At 70.1% G+C, this 18,048-nt stretch carries 13 protein-coding genes; 8 read left to right on the forward strand and 5 right to left on the reverse strand.

Going from position 1 to position 18,048, the window contains the following annotated elements; all coding sequences use genetic code 11:
- Window positions 1–67 precede the first annotated feature (67 nt).
- The gene (locus OAW74_RS02480; RefSeq protein ID WP_262872752.1) at window positions 68–766 is read left to right on the forward strand and encodes a phosphoribosyltransferase family protein; all 699 of its coding nucleotides are present in this window, start codon (window positions 68–70) and stop codon (window positions 764–766) included.
- 88 nt (window positions 767–854) lie between these two features.
- The gene (gene hpf / locus OAW74_RS02485; RefSeq protein WP_262872753.1) at window positions 855–1,517 is read left to right on the forward strand and encodes a ribosome hibernation-promoting factor, HPF/YfiA family; all 663 of its coding nucleotides are present in this window, start codon (window positions 855–857) and stop codon (window positions 1,515–1,517) included.
- Window positions 1,518–1,575: 58 nt separating this feature from the next.
- Here the strand turns inward: hpf and OAW74_RS02490 are convergent, their stop codons facing one another.
- From OAW74_RS02490 to OAW74_RS02510, 5 genes are all read right to left on the reverse strand, one after another.
- Complete coding sequence (locus OAW74_RS02490) at window positions 1,576–2,892, reverse strand: hypothetical protein (RefSeq protein WP_262872754.1); 1,317 nt, start codon at window positions 2,890–2,892, stop codon at window positions 1,576–1,578.
- Between the two features lie 98 nt (window positions 2,893–2,990).
- Complete coding sequence (locus OAW74_RS02495; RefSeq protein ID WP_262872755.1) at window positions 2,991–4,796, reverse strand: DEAD/DEAH box helicase; 1,806 nt, start codon at window positions 4,794–4,796, stop codon at window positions 2,991–2,993.
- Window positions 4,797–5,009: 213 nt separating this feature from the next.
- Complete coding sequence (locus OAW74_RS02500; protein WP_262872756.1) at window positions 5,010–7,694, reverse strand: FtsX-like permease family protein; 2,685 nt, start codon at window positions 7,692–7,694, stop codon at window positions 5,010–5,012.
- Between the two features lie 170 nt (window positions 7,695–7,864).
- A complete protein-coding gene (locus OAW74_RS02505) occupies window positions 7,865–8,602 on the reverse strand; it encodes an ABC transporter ATP-binding protein (RefSeq protein ID WP_262872757.1) in 738 nt (245 codons plus the stop codon).
- Entirely contained in the window at window positions 8,599–9,204 is a 606-nt protein-coding gene (locus OAW74_RS02510) for a PadR family transcriptional regulator (protein WP_262872758.1), read from the reverse strand. Before OAW74_RS02510 ends, OAW74_RS02505 begins: the two co-directional genes overlap by 4 nt.
- Window positions 9,205–9,630: 426 nt before the next feature.
- On the opposite strand from OAW74_RS02510, the gene secA reads away from it, so the two are divergent.
- The 6 genes from secA to OAW74_RS02540 all read left to right on the forward strand — a co-directional run bounded on the left by secA (window position 9,631) and on the right by OAW74_RS02540 (window position 18,040).
- On the forward strand, window positions 9,631–12,444 hold the full coding sequence (secA, locus tag OAW74_RS02515; RefSeq protein ID WP_262872759.1) for a preprotein translocase subunit SecA: 2,814 nt from the start codon (window positions 9,631–9,633) through the stop codon (window positions 12,442–12,444).
- 178 nt (window positions 12,445–12,622) lie between these two features.
- Window positions 12,623–13,858 carry an ABC transporter substrate-binding protein gene (locus tag OAW74_RS02520; protein WP_262872760.1) on the forward strand — a complete coding sequence of 412 codons (1,236 nt, stop codon included), beginning with the start codon at window positions 12,623–12,625 and terminating at the stop codon, window positions 13,856–13,858.
- Window positions 13,855–15,012: an ABC transporter ATP-binding protein gene (locus OAW74_RS02525; RefSeq protein ID WP_262872761.1), complete on the forward strand. Its 1,158-nt coding sequence runs from the start codon at window positions 13,855–13,857 to the stop codon at window positions 15,010–15,012. Before OAW74_RS02520 ends, OAW74_RS02525 begins: the two co-directional genes overlap by 4 nt.
- A 1-nt stretch (window position 15,013) precedes the next feature.
- A complete protein-coding gene (locus OAW74_RS02530) occupies window positions 15,014–15,928 on the forward strand; it encodes an ABC transporter permease (RefSeq protein ID WP_262872762.1) in 915 nt (304 codons plus the stop codon).
- Window positions 15,925–16,761: an ABC transporter permease gene (locus OAW74_RS02535; protein WP_378733221.1), complete on the forward strand. Its 837-nt coding sequence runs from the start codon at window positions 15,925–15,927 to the stop codon at window positions 16,759–16,761. Before OAW74_RS02530 ends, OAW74_RS02535 begins: the two co-directional genes overlap by 4 nt.
- 52 nt (window positions 16,762–16,813) lie before the next feature.
- On the forward strand, window positions 16,814–18,040 hold the full coding sequence (locus OAW74_RS02540) for a pyridoxal phosphate-dependent aminotransferase (RefSeq protein WP_262872763.1): 1,227 nt from the start codon (window positions 16,814–16,816) through the stop codon (window positions 18,038–18,040).
- Window positions 18,041–18,048: the final 8 nt, after the last annotated feature.

Consider the following 18,048-nt stretch of genomic DNA (forward strand, 5'->3'; position numbering starts at 1 on the left):
CGCCTTGCGTGCACGACGAGGTGCTGCGGAGGCCCCGCGGCGCGCGGCCTCGCGGGATCGTGGAACGGTGGCCACGGCATCCGCTCGCTCTCTGTTCGACGTCGCACGCCGGGCGCTGGTCGAAGCGCTCGCGCTGCTGCTGCCGATCTCGTGCGCCGGCTGCGGCGAGCACGACGTCGCGCTGTGCGAGCGGTGCGCCGATGCCCTCGCGCCGGCACCGACGCTGCGCGTGCTCGAGGGCGGGCTGCGGGTCTGGAGCGGCCGGGAGTTCGACGGGGTCATGGCTCGGGTGATCCGCGCCGTCAAGGCCGACGGTCGCACGGGGTGCGCGCGAGAGCTCGCGCCGGCGCTGCGGGCCGCGGCGGTCGCGGCGGGATGGGCGCCGGGGACGCTCGTCGTGCCGGTGCCGACCTCACGGGCCGCCTATCGCCGCCGCGGGTACCGGGTCGTGGATCTCATCGCGCGCCGCGCCGGACTCGAGGTGCGGCCGCTGCTGCGGGCGCGCCGTCGCGCGGCGGATCAACGCGGGCTCGATCGGGAGGCACGGCGGCGCAACGTCGCGGGTGCGTTCGCGGCGTCGGGCGCGACCGGGGTGAGGGTCGTGATCGTCGATGACGTCGTGACGACGGGGGCGACGCTGGCCGAGGCCGCCGCGGCGCTGCGCGCGGCGGGCGCGGAGGTCGTCGGGGCGGCCGTCGTGGCCGGAACGCCGCGGCGCTTCCCCTCATATGGTCCTACCACAATATTCCCGGAAACTCATGGGTGACGGGAGGGTGACCCGGGGGTAGCGTGGAGGGCACAAGGCGACTGAAGGTCCGCCCTTGACCGGGTGGACCGGAACAAGGAGGTCAGGGATGGAAACCAGCATCGTCGGCGTGGGCGTGAGCATCACGGATCGCTTCCGCACTGTGGTGGAGGACAAGACCCCCCGTATCGAAACGCTCGCTCCGCGCGCACAGACCCTCGAGGTCAAGGTGACGCATCGGGCGTACCACAACGGACGACTCGAAGACGACACCGTCGAGCTCACGCTCACCGGCAAGGGTCCCGTCGTTCGGGCCGAGGCCGTCGACGGCGACAAGTTCGCCGCGCTCGATCTCGCGATCGACAAGATGGCCGAGCAGCTGCGCCGAGCCAAGGACAAGCGCGTCGACTCGCGCAACCACCCCCGAGGAGCGAAGTTCGAGAAGCAGAGCGGAGCGCTCGCCGGCATCGACGTGCAGCCCGTCTCGGCCGATGTGCTCCGCGCCGTCGCAACCGGCGAGATCCCCGTCATCGGCGCCGACGAGAGCGACGACGACTACACGCCCGTCGTGATCCGCACCAAGCGGTTCGATGCGGAGTGGATGACCGTCGAAGAGGCCGTCGACCGCATGGAGCTGGTCGGCCACGACTTCTTCCTGTTCGTCGACGCCCGCACCGATCACCCCAGCGTCGTCTACCGCCGCAAGGGCTGGGACTACGGCGTCATCTCGCTGGCGACCCAGGCTCCGCCCAGCGAAGAGCTCGCTTCGTAGGCGTGACATACGAGAAGGCGGATGCTGCGGCATCCGCCTTCTTCGTCTGGTGCTGCGCTCAGTCGAACATGTCGCCGAGGAGGCCGCCCAGGATCACACCGCCGAGGATGCCGGTGAGGGCGCCGTTGTCGCCGCCCCGGCCGCCACCGCCCCAGCCGCCGCCGCCCCAGCCCGGACCCTGGGGCCGTTCCGAGTCGATGTCACGCTGGGCGAGCTGCAGCGCTTCGCTGGCCAGCTGCGCCGCGCGGCGCGCGCCGTGCAGGGCCGGTTCGAGCGAGTCTTCGCCCGGGGGCAGCTGGTCGACGTCGGAGCGGGTGCGCTCGGCCTCGGCCAGACGCGTGCGCGCATCGGCGCCGATCCAGCCGCGGTGCCCGTTCACGACGTTGCGCGCGACCGCGAGCTGGCGATCGGCGTCGTCGAGGGCGTGGCGGATCTGCTCTGGCGTGGGCAGCGGCCGCGCCGCGCGCTCCCGGGCCTTGGCGATCGCGGTGTCGAGAGCCGTGTTCGCCTCTCGGAGGCGCGAGAGCTCGGTGAACGGGTCGGCCTTGACCCCGGGGGCGGGGAGGGCGGCGAGGGCAGCCGAGAGGTCGCGGATGGCGCCGGCGACCTGCTCGGTGGCGGGCGCGTCTTTGGCGGCGATGAGGTCGCCGCGGGAGTCGTCGACGACGGCGGCGAGCGTGGACTCGGCGCGCAGCGCCTCGATCTCGAAGTCCTCGATGCCGTCGAGCACGCTGGCCGCGCGCCGCACGGCCTCGGTCGACGTCTCGAGGGCGAGGTTGGCCTCTTCGACGCGGTTCGCCGAGCGGCGGGCCTCGGAGATCTGGGCGGAGTGCTCGGCGAACGACAGCAGCTGCTCGACCTCGTCGGGGCCTGCGGCGACCTTCTGCACGGCCGAGTCGGCGTAGCGGCCCCGCACACGGGTCACGACGTCGCGCGCGTTCGGGATGCGCTCGCGCAGCCGCACGGCGTCGGCGCGCACCTGCGCGATGATCTGCGGCGCCTGGCGCACGCGCGCGATGTCGGCCGCGAGCGACTCGGTGCGGTCGTCGAGCAGCGACTCCGCCCACTCGCACAGCTGCACGATGCGGGCGTTGCGGGTGCGCAGCTCTTCTGCCGTGTCGGGGATCTCGTCGTGGTTGAGCTGGTGCAGCTGGAACGCCTCGCCCAGGTGGTGGCGCACCGAGGCCAGCGCCTTGCGCAGGTCGTCGGTGGGGCCTGTGCCCAGCTCCGCCTCGGCGAAGACGAGCTCGTCGGCGGTCACCCTGATGCGCTCGTCGGCGGCGACGAGGGCGACCTGCGCGCGGCGCGCCAGATCGGCGTCGTGCGCCTGCTGCTCCTCGGTCTCGCGTTTACGTCTGCCCCAGAAGCCCGCCATGATCCGATCCTACGGTGCGCCTCTCGGCGTCGGCTGTGCGCAGCATCCGCCCTCCGCGAACGGTCAGCGAGCGGATGCCGCCGCCCGCGGCGCCGCGGTCAGCGCTCGTCGCGCGACGAACGGTGGCGGGGCTTGCGGTCGCCGCGGAACTCGCGGTCGTCGCGGCCTGCGCGGTCGCCGTCACGGCGGCGGGCGGGGCCGCCGGTGTCGAGGCGCAGCTCGATGAGCCGGCCCGAGATGCGGGTGTCGGCGAGGCGCTCGAGCGTGCCGCGCGGCAGGTCTGCCGGGAGCTCCACGAGCGAGAAGTCGGGGCGGATCTGGATCGCCCCGAAGTCGTCGCGGCGCAGGCCCCCCTCGTTGGCGAGGGCGCCGACGATCTGGCGGGGCTCGACGCGGTGGCGCTTGCCGACGGCGATGCGGTAGGTGCTCATCCCGTCCCGCGGGCGGCGGGGTGCGCGCTCGCCGCGGTCGCCGGACTCGAAGCGGTTCTTCTTGTCACCGCGGTCGGTGCGCTCCGGCCGCTCGCGGCGCGCCGGTTCGGGGTCGGGCTCGAGCAGCAGCGGCGACTCGCCCTGCGCGACCACGGCGAGGGCGGCGGCGACATCGACCTCCGGCACGTCGTGGTGGCGCACGTAGTGAGCGACGATGTCGCGGAAGCGCTCGATGCGCTCAGCTTCGCCGAGGGCCGCCGTGATGCGGTCGTCGAAGCGCTCCAGGCGCGTGACGTTGACCTCGTCGACGCTCGGAAGCGCCATCTCGGTGAGGGGCTGTCGGGTCGCCTTCTCGATCGCCGCGACGAGCCAGCGCTCGCGGGGTGTCACGAAGCTGATCGCGTCGCCCGAGCGACCGGCGCGGCCCGTGCGGCCGATGCGGTGCACGTACGACTCGGTGTCGGTGGGGATGTCGAAGTTGACGACGTGCGAGATGCGCTCGACGTCCAGGCCGCGTGCGGCGACGTCGGTGGCGACGAGGATGTCGAGCTTGCCCGACTTCAGCTGGTTGACGGTGCGCTCGCGCTGGGCCTGCGCGATGTCGCCGTTGATGGCGGCGGCGGAATAGCCGCGGGCGCGCAGCTTCTCGGCGATCTCCTCGGTCACGCTCTTGGTGCGGCCGAACACGATCATGCCGTCGAAGTTCTCGACCTCGAGGATGCGGGTGAGCGCGTCCATCTTCTGCTGCCACGCCACGATGAGGTAGCGCTGGGCGATCGTGGCGGAGGTCGTGGTCTTGGTCTTGACCGTGATCTCCTGCGGATCGTTCAGGTACTGCTGCGACATGCGGCGGATCGGCGCGGGCATCGTGGCCGAGAAGAGGGCCACCTGCTTGGTGTCGGGGGTCTCGGCGAGGATCGTCTCGACGTCTTCGGCGAAGCCCATCTTGAGCATCTCGTCGGCCTCGTCGAGCACGAGGTAGTCGAGCTCGCTCAGGTCGAGGGTGCCCTTGTCGAGGTGGTCCATGATGCGACCGGGGGTGCCGACGATCACGTGCACGCCTCGGCGCAGCGCCGACAGCTGCACGCCGTAGCCCTGACCGCCGTAGACGGGCAGGATGTGCACGCCTCGGAGATGCGCCGCGTACTTCTCGAACGCCTCGCACACCTGCAGCGCGAGCTCGCGGGTGGGGGCCAGCACGAGCGCCTGCGGGTTCTTGCGCGACACGTCGAGCCGGTCGATGATCGGCAGCGCGAAGGCAGCCGTCTTGCCCGTTCCGGTCTGGGCCATGCCGACCACGTCGCGCCCGGCCAGCAGCGGCGGGATGGTCGCGGCCTGGATCGCCGACGGCGTCTCGTACCCGACGTCGCGCAGGGCCTTGAGCACGGCGTCGCTCAGTCCCAGGTCGGCGAACGTCGGCGTCTCGGTCTCGGCGGGGGCTGCGGCGTCGGTCTGCGCGTCGGTTTCGGTCACAGTTCAGGGTAGTGCGTGCCGCCTGGGAGGCGGCAGGACGCGGTGGCCGCTACCGCGCGGTCAGGGTGCGTCGAGCCCCTCGGTCACCCAGGACGTCAGATCCAGCGGCTGGGTGGGCGGCAGCGCGATAGCGGCGGGATCGATCGGAGGAGTGCTCATCTGGTCGTCCTTTCGAGGGTTCACCTGACGGTGTCGTGGTGGCGATGGTTCGTCTCACGTGATCGCGGTGCGTCGGGTGAGTTCGGGGTGACGCGGCGGCACCAGGGCGTTGACCGCGGCGATCGCGAGGGGCAGTCCGATGCAGAAGGCGCCGAGCACGGCCCACGGCACGTCGGGCAGCTGCTGAGTGCCTTGCGACTGGAGCGCGAAGCCGATCGGCGGAAGGATGCCGGCGGCGGCGCCCGCCAGCATCCCGAGCCCGGCGATGATCAGGCCCTGCCAGAACCCGACGCGCCTGCGCAGTCCTCGCGTGCCGCCCACCGCCGACAGGGTGGCATCGTCGGGGCGGCGCTCGAACCGGGCAAGCCCCAGCGCGACGGCGCTGGCGCCGAGCACGAGCACGGCGACCGCCGCGAGCAGTGGCACCATCCACGCGGCGTCGCTCGGCGGCCCCGTCTCCAGCCGAGCGTCCATGCCGAAGGAGCGGCTGGAGGCAGCCGCCGCCTGGGCCTGCAGCTGGTCGAGGTCATCGGTCGACGGCGCGGTCGGGAACGACGCGATCACCCGCTCGGGCACGACCGAGATGCCGAGTTCTTTCGCCGTCTCCGGCGAGATCGCGATCGCGGTGGGCTGCAGCGGCGCGTCGACGGCGATGGCAGCGAGGTCCCGCTGCCATGCGGGCTCGGCGAGGGGGAACTCGGGATCGGGGATCCAGATGTTGTTGGGGATTCCGTTGTAGAGGTCGGCGCCCTGCCAGGCGGCGAGGTCGATCTCGCCGTCGGTGACGAAGCGATGGTCGGTCACGATCGCGGCGCCCGCGCGGTACGCGGTCAGCTGGGCGGCGCTGAGGGTGACTCCCAGTGCGGTCGACAGGTCGTCGGCCTCGACGACGGAGAGCGGGTTGCCGGGGTCCTGCCCCATCGAGCTCCAGGAGTCCTGCTCCTGGGGATCCCAGAGGAAGCGCTCCGGCATCAGGGCCATCGCGAGTGTCAGATCGTCCGGGACGTCTGCCGCTGACGGGTAGGCCCAGACGTCGTTGCGCTGCCGACTGATCACCGCGGCGTGCTCAGCACCGGCATCCTCGGCGAGGGCGACGGCGGTCGCAGCGCCGGCGGTCGCGTCATCGGGCGCGATGATGCCGTCGGTCGAGCCCGAGCCGGGCCAGATCGCCACCGAGAGGCTGCCCAGCGGTGCCGAGTAGTACCAGTTGCGTGCATTCTCGGCCGAGGTCATGGACGAGGTCGCCACGGCGAAGACCCCGATGAACACGGTGGCGGCGATGGCCGCGAACGCCGGCACCGTGCGTCCGGCGTTCGCGGCGGCATCCCGCGACGCGAGGCGCGCGGCGAGCCCGACCCGGGCCAGCACGAGCGAGCAGACCCACAGCAGCCACTGCCCCGACAGGAGGATGCCCAGCTGGGCCAGCACCGGCCCGACCACGATCCCGTACGCGGGCGCGTAGCGCAGCGGGGAGCCCCACGAGATGTCGGAGGCGTTGACGGCGACCATCGCGAGCGAACTCGCGATGGTCAGCCCTACCCCGGCCAGCAGGACGATCGAGCCCCAGAGGGGGCGCGCCGCGCCGGGCTTGCGCGGCCTGCGGGCGCCGCGCAGGGCGCTCAGCGCATCGGTGCGGGCGACCGTCCGCGCCGGCAGCAGAGCCGACAAGGTGCCGACCATGACCGCGAAGACGAGGATCGCCGCGACGCCAGGCCACGGCACGCGGAACCCCCAGAACACCGTCGCGCTGCCGTTCGCGGTCACGGGCATGATCGCCGCGGCCGCGGCCAGGCCCAGCGCCACACCGGCGATGCCGCCGAGCGCGCCCAGCGTCGTGCCCTGCAGCAGCACCGTGCGCCGGAGGTCACGCCGGTCGGCGCCGACGCTGGCCGCGACGGCGAGCGAGCGCTGCTGCCGCCGCGCGGCGACCGCGAACGCCGCACCGGCGAGCATGATGACGACATAGGCGGCGAACGCGCCTCCCACGGCGAGCGCGAGCACGGTCTGCCAGATCGAGGCCCACTGATTCTGCATCGAGTCGCGCACTTCGGCCCGCACCTCGGTGGGCGGATCGAGGAGCACGTCGCGCGAGAGGGCGACGATGCCGTCGCCGTTCAGCTGCTGCACGTCGGCCCATGAGAGGGCGAGCTCGGGCAGATACCAGCGGTACTCTCCACCGACGAGCGCCCGGGTGTCGGCCGTACTCGGCAGGAAGATCGCGGCCTCGTCATCGGTCAGACGCGCCGCGTCGAGTGTGCCGCTGACGCGGAAGCTGCCGCCGCCGTCTGCCAGTACGAGATCCTCGCCTATCCGGATCCCCACGCGCTCGAGCGCCGCGGGCGTGACCATCGCCTCGTCGCTGTCGGCCGGACGTTCGCCGTCGACGAGATCGAAGACGCCCGAGAAGCGCGGGTCCCACGCTTCCCCGGTCCAGGCTGCGAGCACCCCCGTGCCGGCGGCTGTCTGCACGCGCGCGCTCGCGTTCGTCAGCAGGACCGACTCGGTGCCAGCAGGAAGGGACGCCATCGGGTCAGAGGCGATGGTGCCGTCAGGAATCGTCGTCGATCCTTCGGCCGTCGCCGGGTAGCCGTTCCACTCCGGTTGGCTGGGCGCCTGCCAGAATCCGGCGTCGGCGACGCCCATCGGCGTCACCCATGCCTGCATCGCGCCCAACTCGGTGCGCACACGGTCGTCGGCAGTGGCGATCGCACTCGTCGCGACGACCGCGTACATCGTCATGAATGCGATCGGCAGCGCTACCAGAGTCGCGATGAGCAGGCTCGAAAGCCTGGTGCGTCTCACCTGGCGGCGCGCCAGTCGAGCCGCGACGCTCCAGCGGGCCGCCGATGTTCCGCGGGGACGCCGCATCGTGGACCTCGCCGCCCGGCGGGGTGCGGCGAGCAGACGGGTCACCTGCTGCCTCCCGCGAGCAGCGCCTCCGCGCCGTCTCTGCGCGACTCGTCGACGATGCGACCATCGCGCAGGAACACGATCCGGTCGGCGACGGCGGCGTGGCGGGCTTCGTGGGTGACCAGGATGCCGGCGGCACCGGCATCGACGCGGGCGCGCAGCATCCGCAGCACCATCTCGCCGGTCACCGAGTCCAGCGCCCCCGTCGGCTCGTCGGCGAGGATCAGGCGCCGCCCGCCGACGACGGCCCTGGCGATCGCGACGCGCTGCTGCTGCCCGCCCGAGAGGTCGTCGGGGTAGGCGTCGAGCTTGTCTTCGAGCCCCACCGAGGCGAGGGCGTCCCGGCCGGCGCGGCGCGCCACGCGCGAGCGGAAGCCGTCGAGCTCGAGGGGAAGCGTCACGTTCTCGATCGCCGTCAGCGTGGGGATGAGGTTGAAGTCCTGGAAGACGAACCCGAGCGAGCGCCGCCGCAGCTGCGCGATCTGGGCGGGGGACTGGTCGCTGAGAAACGATCCCTCGATCACGACTTCCCCGGTCGTCGGCTGCTGGAGGCCTCCTGCGACCGACAGCAGTGTCGACTTGCCCGAGCCGGACGCGCCCATGATCGCGACGAGCTCGCCTTCGTGCACCTGCAGATCCACGCCGGAGAGGGCCGAGACCGACGTCGCGCCGTTGCCGTACTGCTGAGTCACGCCGATCAGCTGCAGCACGACCGCAGCGTCGAGTCGCCCGGTCACCGCGCCCGCTCCGCGACCTCGCGCGCGGGGCGGCCGCGCTTGGGGCGTTCGGTCGACAGCTCCAGGACCATGGCGTGCTCGGGGTGCAGCGCCAGGCGCTGCTCGGTGTGGTCGAGCCAGCGCACCTCTGCCTCGGCGGCGAAGATCATCGAGTCGACCACGAGCGACCATGCGAGCTCCTGCGGACCATCGGGGTCGCCGCCGGCGTACTTCGTGCGCTGCAGCGACTGCAGCTGTGCGAGCGACGCGCGCCGCTGGGTCTGGATGACGGCCGCGACGTCGACGCCCGGAAGGGTCGCGGCGACGGCGAGCTTGACAGCCAGCTCGTCGCGCGTCCCCTGACCGCGCTCGACGGGGGAGTCGAGCCAGGCCCGCACCTCGGCGCTCCCGGCAGGTGTGATCTGCCAGTAGACGTGGCCCTGGTCGTCGGTCTCGCCCTTCTCGACGAGTCCGTCGCGCTCGAGCCGTTCGAGCGTGTTGTAGATCTGGCCGACGTTCAGCGGCCAGGTCGACCCCGTCCGCCGGTCGAACTCGCTGCGCAGCTGGTAGCCGTAACAGGGTCCCTGGTCGAGGATCGCCAACAGGCTCTGTCGTACCGACATCGGTCTCTCCGTCCACATGCTTTTCCGGGTATGTAGTTGCCGAGTATATACATACCGGGAAACACCGCGACCATCGCCGCCCCGCCCCATCGCTCAGTCGTCACATATGGCGACCCGTCGCCGCGAGAGGTCGCCGTTTACGACGACCGAAGCCGGCGGCATCCGCTTCGGTCGTCACATATGGCGACCGAAAGCGCCGGGGAAGTCGCCATATACGACGACCGAACGAAAGGGAGAGGCGTCAATAGGCGTCAGGCGGGGTGGGGGGCAGGGCGGGGTGAGGGCGGGCGGATGCTGCGCACCACCCACCCAGCGCACGCCAAGGTCACAGGCGGATAACATAGGTGCGTATGCCCGCAGGGCGCCCGATGGCGTGCGCGGCACCGGCGAACCCGCCGAATCAGCCCGACAGTATGGAGATCCTCCGTGGCCAACCCTCTCGAGAAACTGCTTCGCGCCGGCGAGGGCCGCATCCTCCGCCGCCTCCAGCAGGTCGTGAAGGCCGTCAACGCCCTCGAAGAGGACTACGCCCAGCTCACCGACGAGGAGCTCAGGGGCGAGACCGCCGAGCTCCGAGCGCGCTACGGCGCGGGGGAGACCCTCGACCGGCTGATGCCGGAGGCGTTCGCCGCCGTCCGTGAGGCCGCCAAGCGCACGCTCGGCCAGCGCCCGTACGACGTGCAGATCATGGGCGGCGCCGCCCTGCACCTCGGCAACATCGCCGAGATGAAGACCGGTGAGGGCAAGACCCTGACGGCGACCTTCGCGGTGTACCTCAACGCGATCGCCGGCGAGGGCGTGCACGTCATCACCGTCAACGACTTCCTCGCCTCCTACCAGTCCGAGCTGATGGGCCGCGTCTACCGCGCCCTGGGCATGACGACCGGCACGATCGTGTCGGGGCAGACGCCCGAGGTGCGCCGCGAGCAGTACGAGGCCGACATCACCTACGGCACGAACAACGAGTTCGGCTTCGACTACCTGCGCGACAACATGGCCTGGCGCAAGGAAGACCTCGTGCAGCGCGGACACTTCTTCGCGATCGTCGACGAGGTCGACTCGATCCTCATCGACGAGGCCCGCACGCCGCTGATCATCTCGGGCCCGTCGTCGGGCGAGGCCAACCGGTGGTTCATGGAGTTCGCCAAGATCGCGCGCACCCTCGAGGCGGGCGTCGACTACGAGGTCGATGAGAAGAAGCGCACCATCGGCGTGCTCGAGCCCGGCATCGAGAAGGTCGAGGACTACCTCGGCATCGACAACCTCTACGAGTCGGCCAACACCCCGCTGATCTCGTTCCTGAACAACTCCATCAAGGCGCTCGCGCTGTTCAAGCGCGACACCGACTACGTCGTGATGAACGACGAGGTCATGATCGTCGACGAGCACACCGGCCGCATCCTGGTCGGCCGCCGCTACAACGAAGGCATCCACCAGGCCATCGAGGCGAAGGAGAACGTGCCGGTCAAGGCCGAGAACCAGACCCTCGCCACCGTCACGCTGCAGAACTACTTCCGCCTCTACGACAAGCTCGCCGGCATGACCGGTACCGCCGAGACCGAGGCGGCCGAGTTCATGTCGACCTACAAGCTGGGCGTCGTGCCGATCCCGACGAACAAGCCGATGATCCGCAAAGACCAGCCCGACCTGGTCTACAAGAACGAGCAGGCGAAGTTCGCCCAGGTCGTCGAAGACATCGCGGCCCGTCACGAGACCGGCCAGCCGGTGCTGGTGGGCACGGTCAGCGTCGAGAAGAGCGAGTACCTCTCTCGGCTCCTGGCGAAGAAGGGCGTCCGCCACGAGGTGCTCAACGCCAAGAACCACGCGCGCGAGGCCGAGATCGTCGCCCGCGCGGGGCGCCTGGGCGCCGTCACCGTCGCGACGAACATGGCAGGTCGTGGCACCGACATCATGCTCGGCGGCAACGCCGAGTTCCTCGCGGTGCAGGACATGAAGGCCAAGGGGCTCGACCCGGAGGAGACCCCGGAGGAGTACGAGGCCGAGTGGGACACCGTGTACACCTCGAAGCGCGACACCGTCGCCGAGGAGGCCACGAAGGTCGTCGAGGCGGGCGGCCTCTATGTGCTCGGCACCGAGCGCCACGAGTCGCGTCGCATCGACAATCAGCTGCGCGGTCGGTCTGGCCGTCAGGGCGACCCCGGTGAGAGCCGCTTCTACCTGTCGCTGACCGACGACCTCATGCGCCTGTTCCAGTCGGGTGCCGCGGAGGCCATCCTCGCGCGCACCAACTTCCCCGACGACGTCGCCATCGAGTCGGGCATGGTCACGCGCGCCATCAAGAGCGCGCAGTCGCAGGTCGAGGCGCGCAATGCCGAGATCCGCAAGAACGTGCTCAAGTACGACGATGTGCTCAACCGTCAGCGCGAGGCGATCTACTCGGATCGACGTCACATCCTGCAGGGCGACGACATCGCCGACCGCGTGCAGCACTTCATCGAGGATGCCGTCTCGACCGTCATCGACGACCACACCGGCAGCGGGCACACCGAGAGCTGGGACTTCGACGCGCTGTGGACCGAGCTGAAGACGCTCTACCCGGTCAGCGTCACGATCGACGAGGTGGTCGCCGAGGCCGGCGGAAACAAGGGTCGCATCACCCCGGAGGGGCTCAAGCGCGAACTGCTCTCCGACGCGAAGATCGCCTACGGCAGCCGCGAGCAGACCCTCGGCACGCCCGCGACACGCGAGCTCGAGCGCCGCGTCGTGCTGCAGGTGCTCGACCGCCGCTGGCGCGACCACCTCTACGAGATGGACTATCTCAAAGACGGCATCGGCCTGCGCGCGATGGCCCAGCGCGATCCGCTGATCGAGTATCAGCGCGAGGGCTACCAGATGTTCCAGTCGATGATGGGGCAGATCAAGGAGGAGTCGGTCGGCTACCTCTACAACCTCGACGTCGAGGTGCGCCGCGCCGAAGGCGGTGAGGAGGTCACCGAGGTGCAGGCCAAGGGCCTGACGGCGCCCGAGGTGGAGGCTCAGCGCCTGCAGTACACGGCGTCCAACGATGCCGGCGAGGTCGAAGTGCGCAACGACCGCGGTCAGGTGCAGAAGGCCGCCACCGGCAAGGCGCGGCAGGCCGCCGCTGCGGCGTCGGCTCCCGCATCCGGCCCCGCCCCCGAGGCGCCCCGCGGCGCCTTCGGACAGCGCACGGATGCTGCCGACGCCCCCGCACCGCAGAACCGCGCGCAGCGCCGTGCGGCCGACAAGAAGCGCGGCTGACCCGACCTCGTCGGACATTCCGTCGCGCCGACGCGCAGGATCCGGACATACATCTGGATCCATGTGAAATTTGTGTTTCGGTGTGCGAATCCGTCGCGCGGCGCACCTCGGATCTGACAGGATCGGTCTCACCTGTCGCCTGCGGGGCTCCCGATCCCCGCCGATTCGAGGAGCGTCCATGCCCAGAGGACCCCTGCCAGAAGACCCCGCCCTGCGTGCGCTGATCCAGCAGGCCCGGCGTGCACAGCTGACGCGCCGCGGCTTCGTCGGCGGCGCGACCCTGTCGATGGCGGCGTTCCTCGCCGCCTGCTCGGGCAAAGTCGGCGGGTCGGGCGGCGGCGCCGCGACGACCGCGCCGACGGCGGCGGCCGACCTCTCCGACAGCGTCAAGGCGCTCACGTGGGCCAACTGGTCGTTCTACCTCGATGAGGACGACGACGGCAACTACCCGAGCCTGGATGCGTTCATCGAGCGCACCGGCATCGACGTCACCTACGACGTCGCGGTCGACGACAACAACACCTACTTCGCGAAGGTGCGCGACCAGCTCGCCCTCGGCAAGGACATCGGGGCCGACGTCGTGTGCCTCACCGACTGGATGGCCTCGATCTGGATCCAGTCCGGCTACACGCAGGCCTTCGACAAGGCGAATCTGCCCAACGCCACCGCCAACCTCACCGCGAGCCTGCAGAATCCCGACTTCGACAAGGGCCGCGCGAACTCGCTGCCGTGGCAGTCGGGCTTCGCCGGCCTGGCCTGGAACAAAGAGAAGCTGCCGCAGGGCCTCAAGAGCGTCGAGGATCTCTGGGCGCCCGACCTCAAGGGACGCGTGGGCGTGCTCAGCGAGATGCGCGACACGATGGGCGTCATCATGCTCAGTCAGGGTGTCGACATCTCGGGCTCGTGGGGCGACACCGAGTTCGACAACGCGCTGGCCGTGTTCGAGGAGCAGGTCTCCAGCGGCCAGATCCGCAACATCAAGGGCAACTCGTACGCCGACGACCTCAAGAACGAAGACACGCTCGCCGCGATCGTGTGGTCGGGCGACATCACCGCGATCAACGCCGAGGTCGGCGACAAGTTCGGGTTCGCGCTGCCCGACTCGGGCGGAACCCTCTGGAGCGACAACTTCATGATCCCGGTGGGGTCGTCGCAGAAGGCCAACGCCGAGAAGCTCATCGACTACTACTACGAGCCCGAGGTGGCCGCCACCGTCGCCGCATGGGTGAACTACATCACCCCCGTCGAGGGCGCCAGAGAGGCGATGGAGCAGATCGACCCCAGCATGGTCGACAACCAGCTCATCTTCCCCGACGAAGACACCCTCTCGCAGGCCCACATCTTCCGCGCACTCAGCAACGCCGAGCAGCAGAAGTACAGCGCCGCCTTCGAGGGCGTGGGACTCGGCGCGTGAGCGCGACGACGTCGTTCGGCGAGGCCGGAGCAGACCTCGAGCTGCAGGGGATCCGCAAGGAGTTCCCCGGCTTCACCGCGATCGAAGAGCTCGACCTCGTCATTCCGGCGGGCTCGTTCTTCGCGCTGCTGGGGCCCTCCGGCTGTGGCAAGACCACGACGCTGCGCCTCGTGGCGGGGCTCGAGGACCCGACCGCCGGTCGCATCCTCATCGGCGGCGCCGACGTGACCGACGTGCGCCCGCACAAGCGCCCCGTCAACACGGTGTTCCAGAGCTACGCGCTCTTCCCGCACATGACGGTGCTCGAGAACGTCGAGTTCGGGCTGAAGCGCCGTGGTGTGAAGGATGCCGTCGCGCGCGCTCACGAGGCGCTCGCCCTCGTCGAACTCGACCACGTGGCATCCCGCAGACCCAGCCAGCTCTCCGGCGGCCAGCAGCAGCGCGTCGCGCTCGCGCGCGCCGTCGTCAACCGGCCCGCGCTGCTGCTGCTCGACGAGCCGCTGGGCGCGCTCGACCTGAAGCTGCGCCGCCAGATGCAGCTCGAGCTCAAATCGATCCAGGACGAAGTGGGGCTGACCTTCCTGCACGTGACGCACGACCAGGAGGAGGCCATGACCATGGCCGACACTGTGGCCGTCATGAACCAGGGTCGCATCGAGCAGCTGGGCACGCCGGAAGAGCTCTACGAACTGCCCCGCACCGGCTTCGTCGCCGGCTTCCTCGGGCAGTCGAACCTCGTGCCGGCCACCGTCGAGTCGGTCGCAGGCGGCATCGTCACCGCCCGCACCGCCGGAGGCGTGCTCGCCCTGCCGGCCGAACGCGCCGTCAGCACGGCGGGCCAGATCACGGTGGGCGTGCGGCCGGAGAAGCTCATGCTGCGCACCGAGGAGCCCGCCCGCGACGGCCTCGAGAACGTGCTCGGCCCCGGCCGTGTCGTCGACGTGTCGTTCACCGGTGTGAGCACGCAGTACGCGCTCGAGGTGCCGGGCATCGGCCGCCTGTCGGTGTTCGCGCAGAACATGGTGTTCGGCTCCGGGGCCCCGGTGGGGGCGGAGGTGTGGGTGTCGTGGCGCCGCGAGTACACGTTCGGACTCGACGCGCAGGCCATCGCATCCGCTGCCGAGGCCGAAGAGCTCGCCGAGGACGGCTCCTGACATGGCGATGACGGCCCTCGCGGCCCCCGCCGCCGCCACTGCGCACTCTCCGAGCCGGCGCGGCGGCTGGGTCGCGATCGCCCTGCTCGCACCGGGCCTCGCCTATCTGGCACTGTTCTTCCTGGTGCCGTTCGTCTCGCTGACGATCACGTCGTTCGGAGTCAACGACCCCAACGAGTACGGCGCTTTCAGCTACGGCTTCTACTGGCAGAACTACGTCGACGTCATCGTCGAGTACTGGCCGCACTTCCTGCGGTCGTTCTGGTACGCGCTGCTGGCGACGGTGTTCGCGCTGCTGATCGGCTACCCGATCGCGTACTACATCGGCGTGCGGGCGCGGAACCGCCCGATGCTGCGGAACCTGCTGCTGGTGCTCGTGATCGCGCCGTTCTTCATCTCGTTTCTGCTCCGCACGCTCGCGTGGAAGCAGATCCTCTCCGACGAGGGTCCGGTCGTCGGGTTCCTGCAGGTCGTGGGGCTGATGGGTCCGCAGGACCACATCACGGGAACCGCTGCCGCCGTGGTGTTCGGCCTCACCTACAACTTCATCCCGTTCATGACGCTGCCGCTGTTCACCTCGCTCGACCGGCTCGACACCCGGCTGCTCGAAGCGGGCGGAGACCTCTACGCGAGCCCCGCGCAGACCTTCTGGCGGGTGACGCTGCCGCTGTCGCTGCCCGGCATCGTGTCGGGCACGCTCCTGACCTTCATCCCCGCCGCCGGCGACTACGTCAACGCCAGTCAGTCGTTCCTCGGCGGCCCGTCGACCGCGATGATCGGCAACGTCATCCAGTCCAAGTTCCTCATCACCGTCAACTACCCGCAGGCGGCGGCCCTGTCGATCCTGCTGATGGCCGTGATCCTCATCATCGTCGGCTCCTACGTGCGCCGCGCGGGAACGGATGACCTGCTGTGACCGTCAACACCACGACGCTGCGCGCCGCCACACGCACCGCTCCTCGGGGCCGCGTCGGCACCTGGCTGCTGCCGCTGTACGTCGCCGCCGCCTTCGTGCTGCTGCTGATCCCGATCGTGTACACGTTCGTGTTCTCGTTCAACGACGCCGAGCGCTCCAACATCTCGTGGAACGGCTTCACGCTGGAGAACTGGCTGAACGTGTGCGCGCAGCCCGACGTCTGCGTCGCGTTCGGCAACAGCATCATCGTGGGGCTCGTCTCGACCGCCCTCGCGACGACGCTCGGCACCGCGATCGCGATCGCGCTCGTGCGGTACCGGTTCCGCGCCCGTTCGGCGATCAGCCTGCTGCTGTTCCTGCCGATGGCCACGCCCGAGGTCGTGATGGGTGCGGGGCTCGCCGCCCAGTTCCTCACGATGGGCGTCAACAAGGGCCTGGGCACGATCATCGTCGCCCACACGATGTTCTGCCTGAGCTTCGTGGTGGTCACGGTGCGCGCGCGTGTGCTCTCGCTCGACCCTGCGCTGGAAGAAGCCGGTCGCGACCTCTACGGGTCGCCCAGAGCGGTCTTCTGGCGGATCACCTTCCCGCTGCTGCTCCCAGGGATCATCGCCGCCGCGCTGCTGTCGTTCAGCCTCAGCTTCGACGACTTCATCATCACGTACTTCAACTCCGGCACGGTGCAGACCTTCCCGGTGTACATCTACGTGGCAGCCCAGCGCGGCATTCCGCCGCAGGCCAACGTCATCGCCTCGGCGGTCTTCCTCGTGGCGATCATCGCGACGCTGATCTTCCAGATCACGGCCGCGCGGCGGGCGAAGCGCCTGCGCTGAACGGGCCACGCGGTGGCGATCGGCCTGCCGGAGCCGGGGATATTCTGATCCGATGAGCCCCCTGCGATCCCTCGACCAGTCGAGCAAGCTGAAGAACGTCCTCTACGAGATCCGCGGGCAGGCCCTCGTCGCAGCCGACCAGCTGGAGGCCGACGGGCACACGATCCTCAAGCTCAACACCGGCAACCCCGCGATCTTCGGGTTCGAGGCGCCGTACCAGATCGTCCGGGACATGATCGAGTCGGTGCCGCACGCCCACGGCTACAGCGACAGCCGCGGCATCCTCTCCGCGCGCCGCGCCATCGTCTCTCGCTACGAGCAGATCGCCGACTTCCCGCACTTCGACCCCGACGACGTCTACCTCGGCAACGGCGTGTCGGAGCTCATCACCATGACGATGCAGGCCCTGCTCGACGAGGGCGACGAAGTGCTGATCCCGGCGCCCGACTATCCGCTGTGGACGGCGATGACGAGTCTGGCCGGCGGCACGCCGGTGCACTACCTGTGCGACAACGAGAACGGCTGGGAGCCGTCGCTCGACGACATCCGTGCGAAGATCACGCCGCGCACCAAGGCGATCGTCGTGATCAACCCCAACAACCCGACCGGGGCCGTCTACAGCCGTCAGGTGCTGGAGGGGATCGTCGAGATCGCGCGGGAGCACTCGCTCCTGCTGCTGTCGGACGAGATCTACGACCGCATCCTGTTCGACGACGCCGTGCACATCCCGCTGGCCACCCTCGCCCCCGACCTTCTCTGCCTCACCTTCAACGGGCTGTCCAAGACCTACCGCGTGGCCGGCTACCGGTCCGGCTGGATGGTGATCACCGGCCCCAAGAAGCACGCGGGCGGCTTCCTCGAGGGCATCCAGCTGCTCGCGTCGACGCGGCTGTGCCCGAACGTCCCTGCCCAGCACGCGGTGCAGGCGGCGCTGTCGGGAGTGCAGTCGATCGACGCCCTCATCGCCCCGAGCGGGCGCCTGCACGAGCAGCGGGATGCCGCATGGGAGAGCCTCGAGAGGATCCCCGGCGTCTCGTGCCTGCGCCCACAGGGCGCGCTGTACGCGTTTCCGAGGCTCGATCCCGACGTGCACGAGATCCGCGACGACGCCAAGCTCGTCTACGACTTCCTCGTCGCCGAGCACGTGCTGCTGGTGCAGGGCACGGGCTTCAACTGGCCGACGCCCGATCACCTGCGCATCGTGACCCTGCCGGAGGCGCGCGTGCTCACCGAGGCGATCGAGCGGCTCGGCAACTTCCTGTCGAGCTATCGGCAGTAGTGCTGCCC

The organism is Microbacterium fluvii (assembly GCF_025515205.1).
GTDB lineage: Bacteria > Actinomycetota > Actinomycetes > Actinomycetales > Microbacteriaceae > Microbacterium > Microbacterium fluvii.

What these genes read in the sequence shown, in the direction of transcription:
- hpf (WP_262872753.1), top strand. Translation starts at nt 855, where the DNA reads ATGGAAACCAGCATCGTCGGCGTGGGCGTGAGCATCACGGATCGCTTC.
- OAW74_RS02490 (WP_262872754.1), bottom strand. Translation starts at nt 2,892, where the DNA reads ATGGCGGGCTTCTGGGGCAGACGTAAACGCGAGACCGAGGAGCAGCAG.
- OAW74_RS02500 (WP_262872756.1), bottom strand. Translation starts at nt 7,694, where the DNA reads ATGACGATGTACGCGGTCGTCGCGACGAGTGCGATCGCCACTGCCGAC.
- OAW74_RS02510 (WP_262872758.1), bottom strand. Translation starts at nt 9,204, where the DNA reads ATGTCGGTACGACAGAGCCTGTTGGCGATCCTCGACCAGGGACCCTGT.
- OAW74_RS02520 (WP_262872760.1), top strand. Translation starts at nt 12,623, where the DNA reads ATGCCCAGAGGACCCCTGCCAGAAGACCCCGCCCTGCGTGCGCTGATC.
- OAW74_RS02530 (WP_262872762.1), top strand. Translation starts at nt 15,014, where the DNA reads ATGGCGATGACGGCCCTCGCGGCCCCCGCCGCCGCCACTGCGCACTCT.
- OAW74_RS02540 (WP_262872763.1), top strand. Translation starts at nt 16,814, where the DNA reads ATGAGCCCCCTGCGATCCCTCGACCAGTCGAGCAAGCTGAAGAACGTC.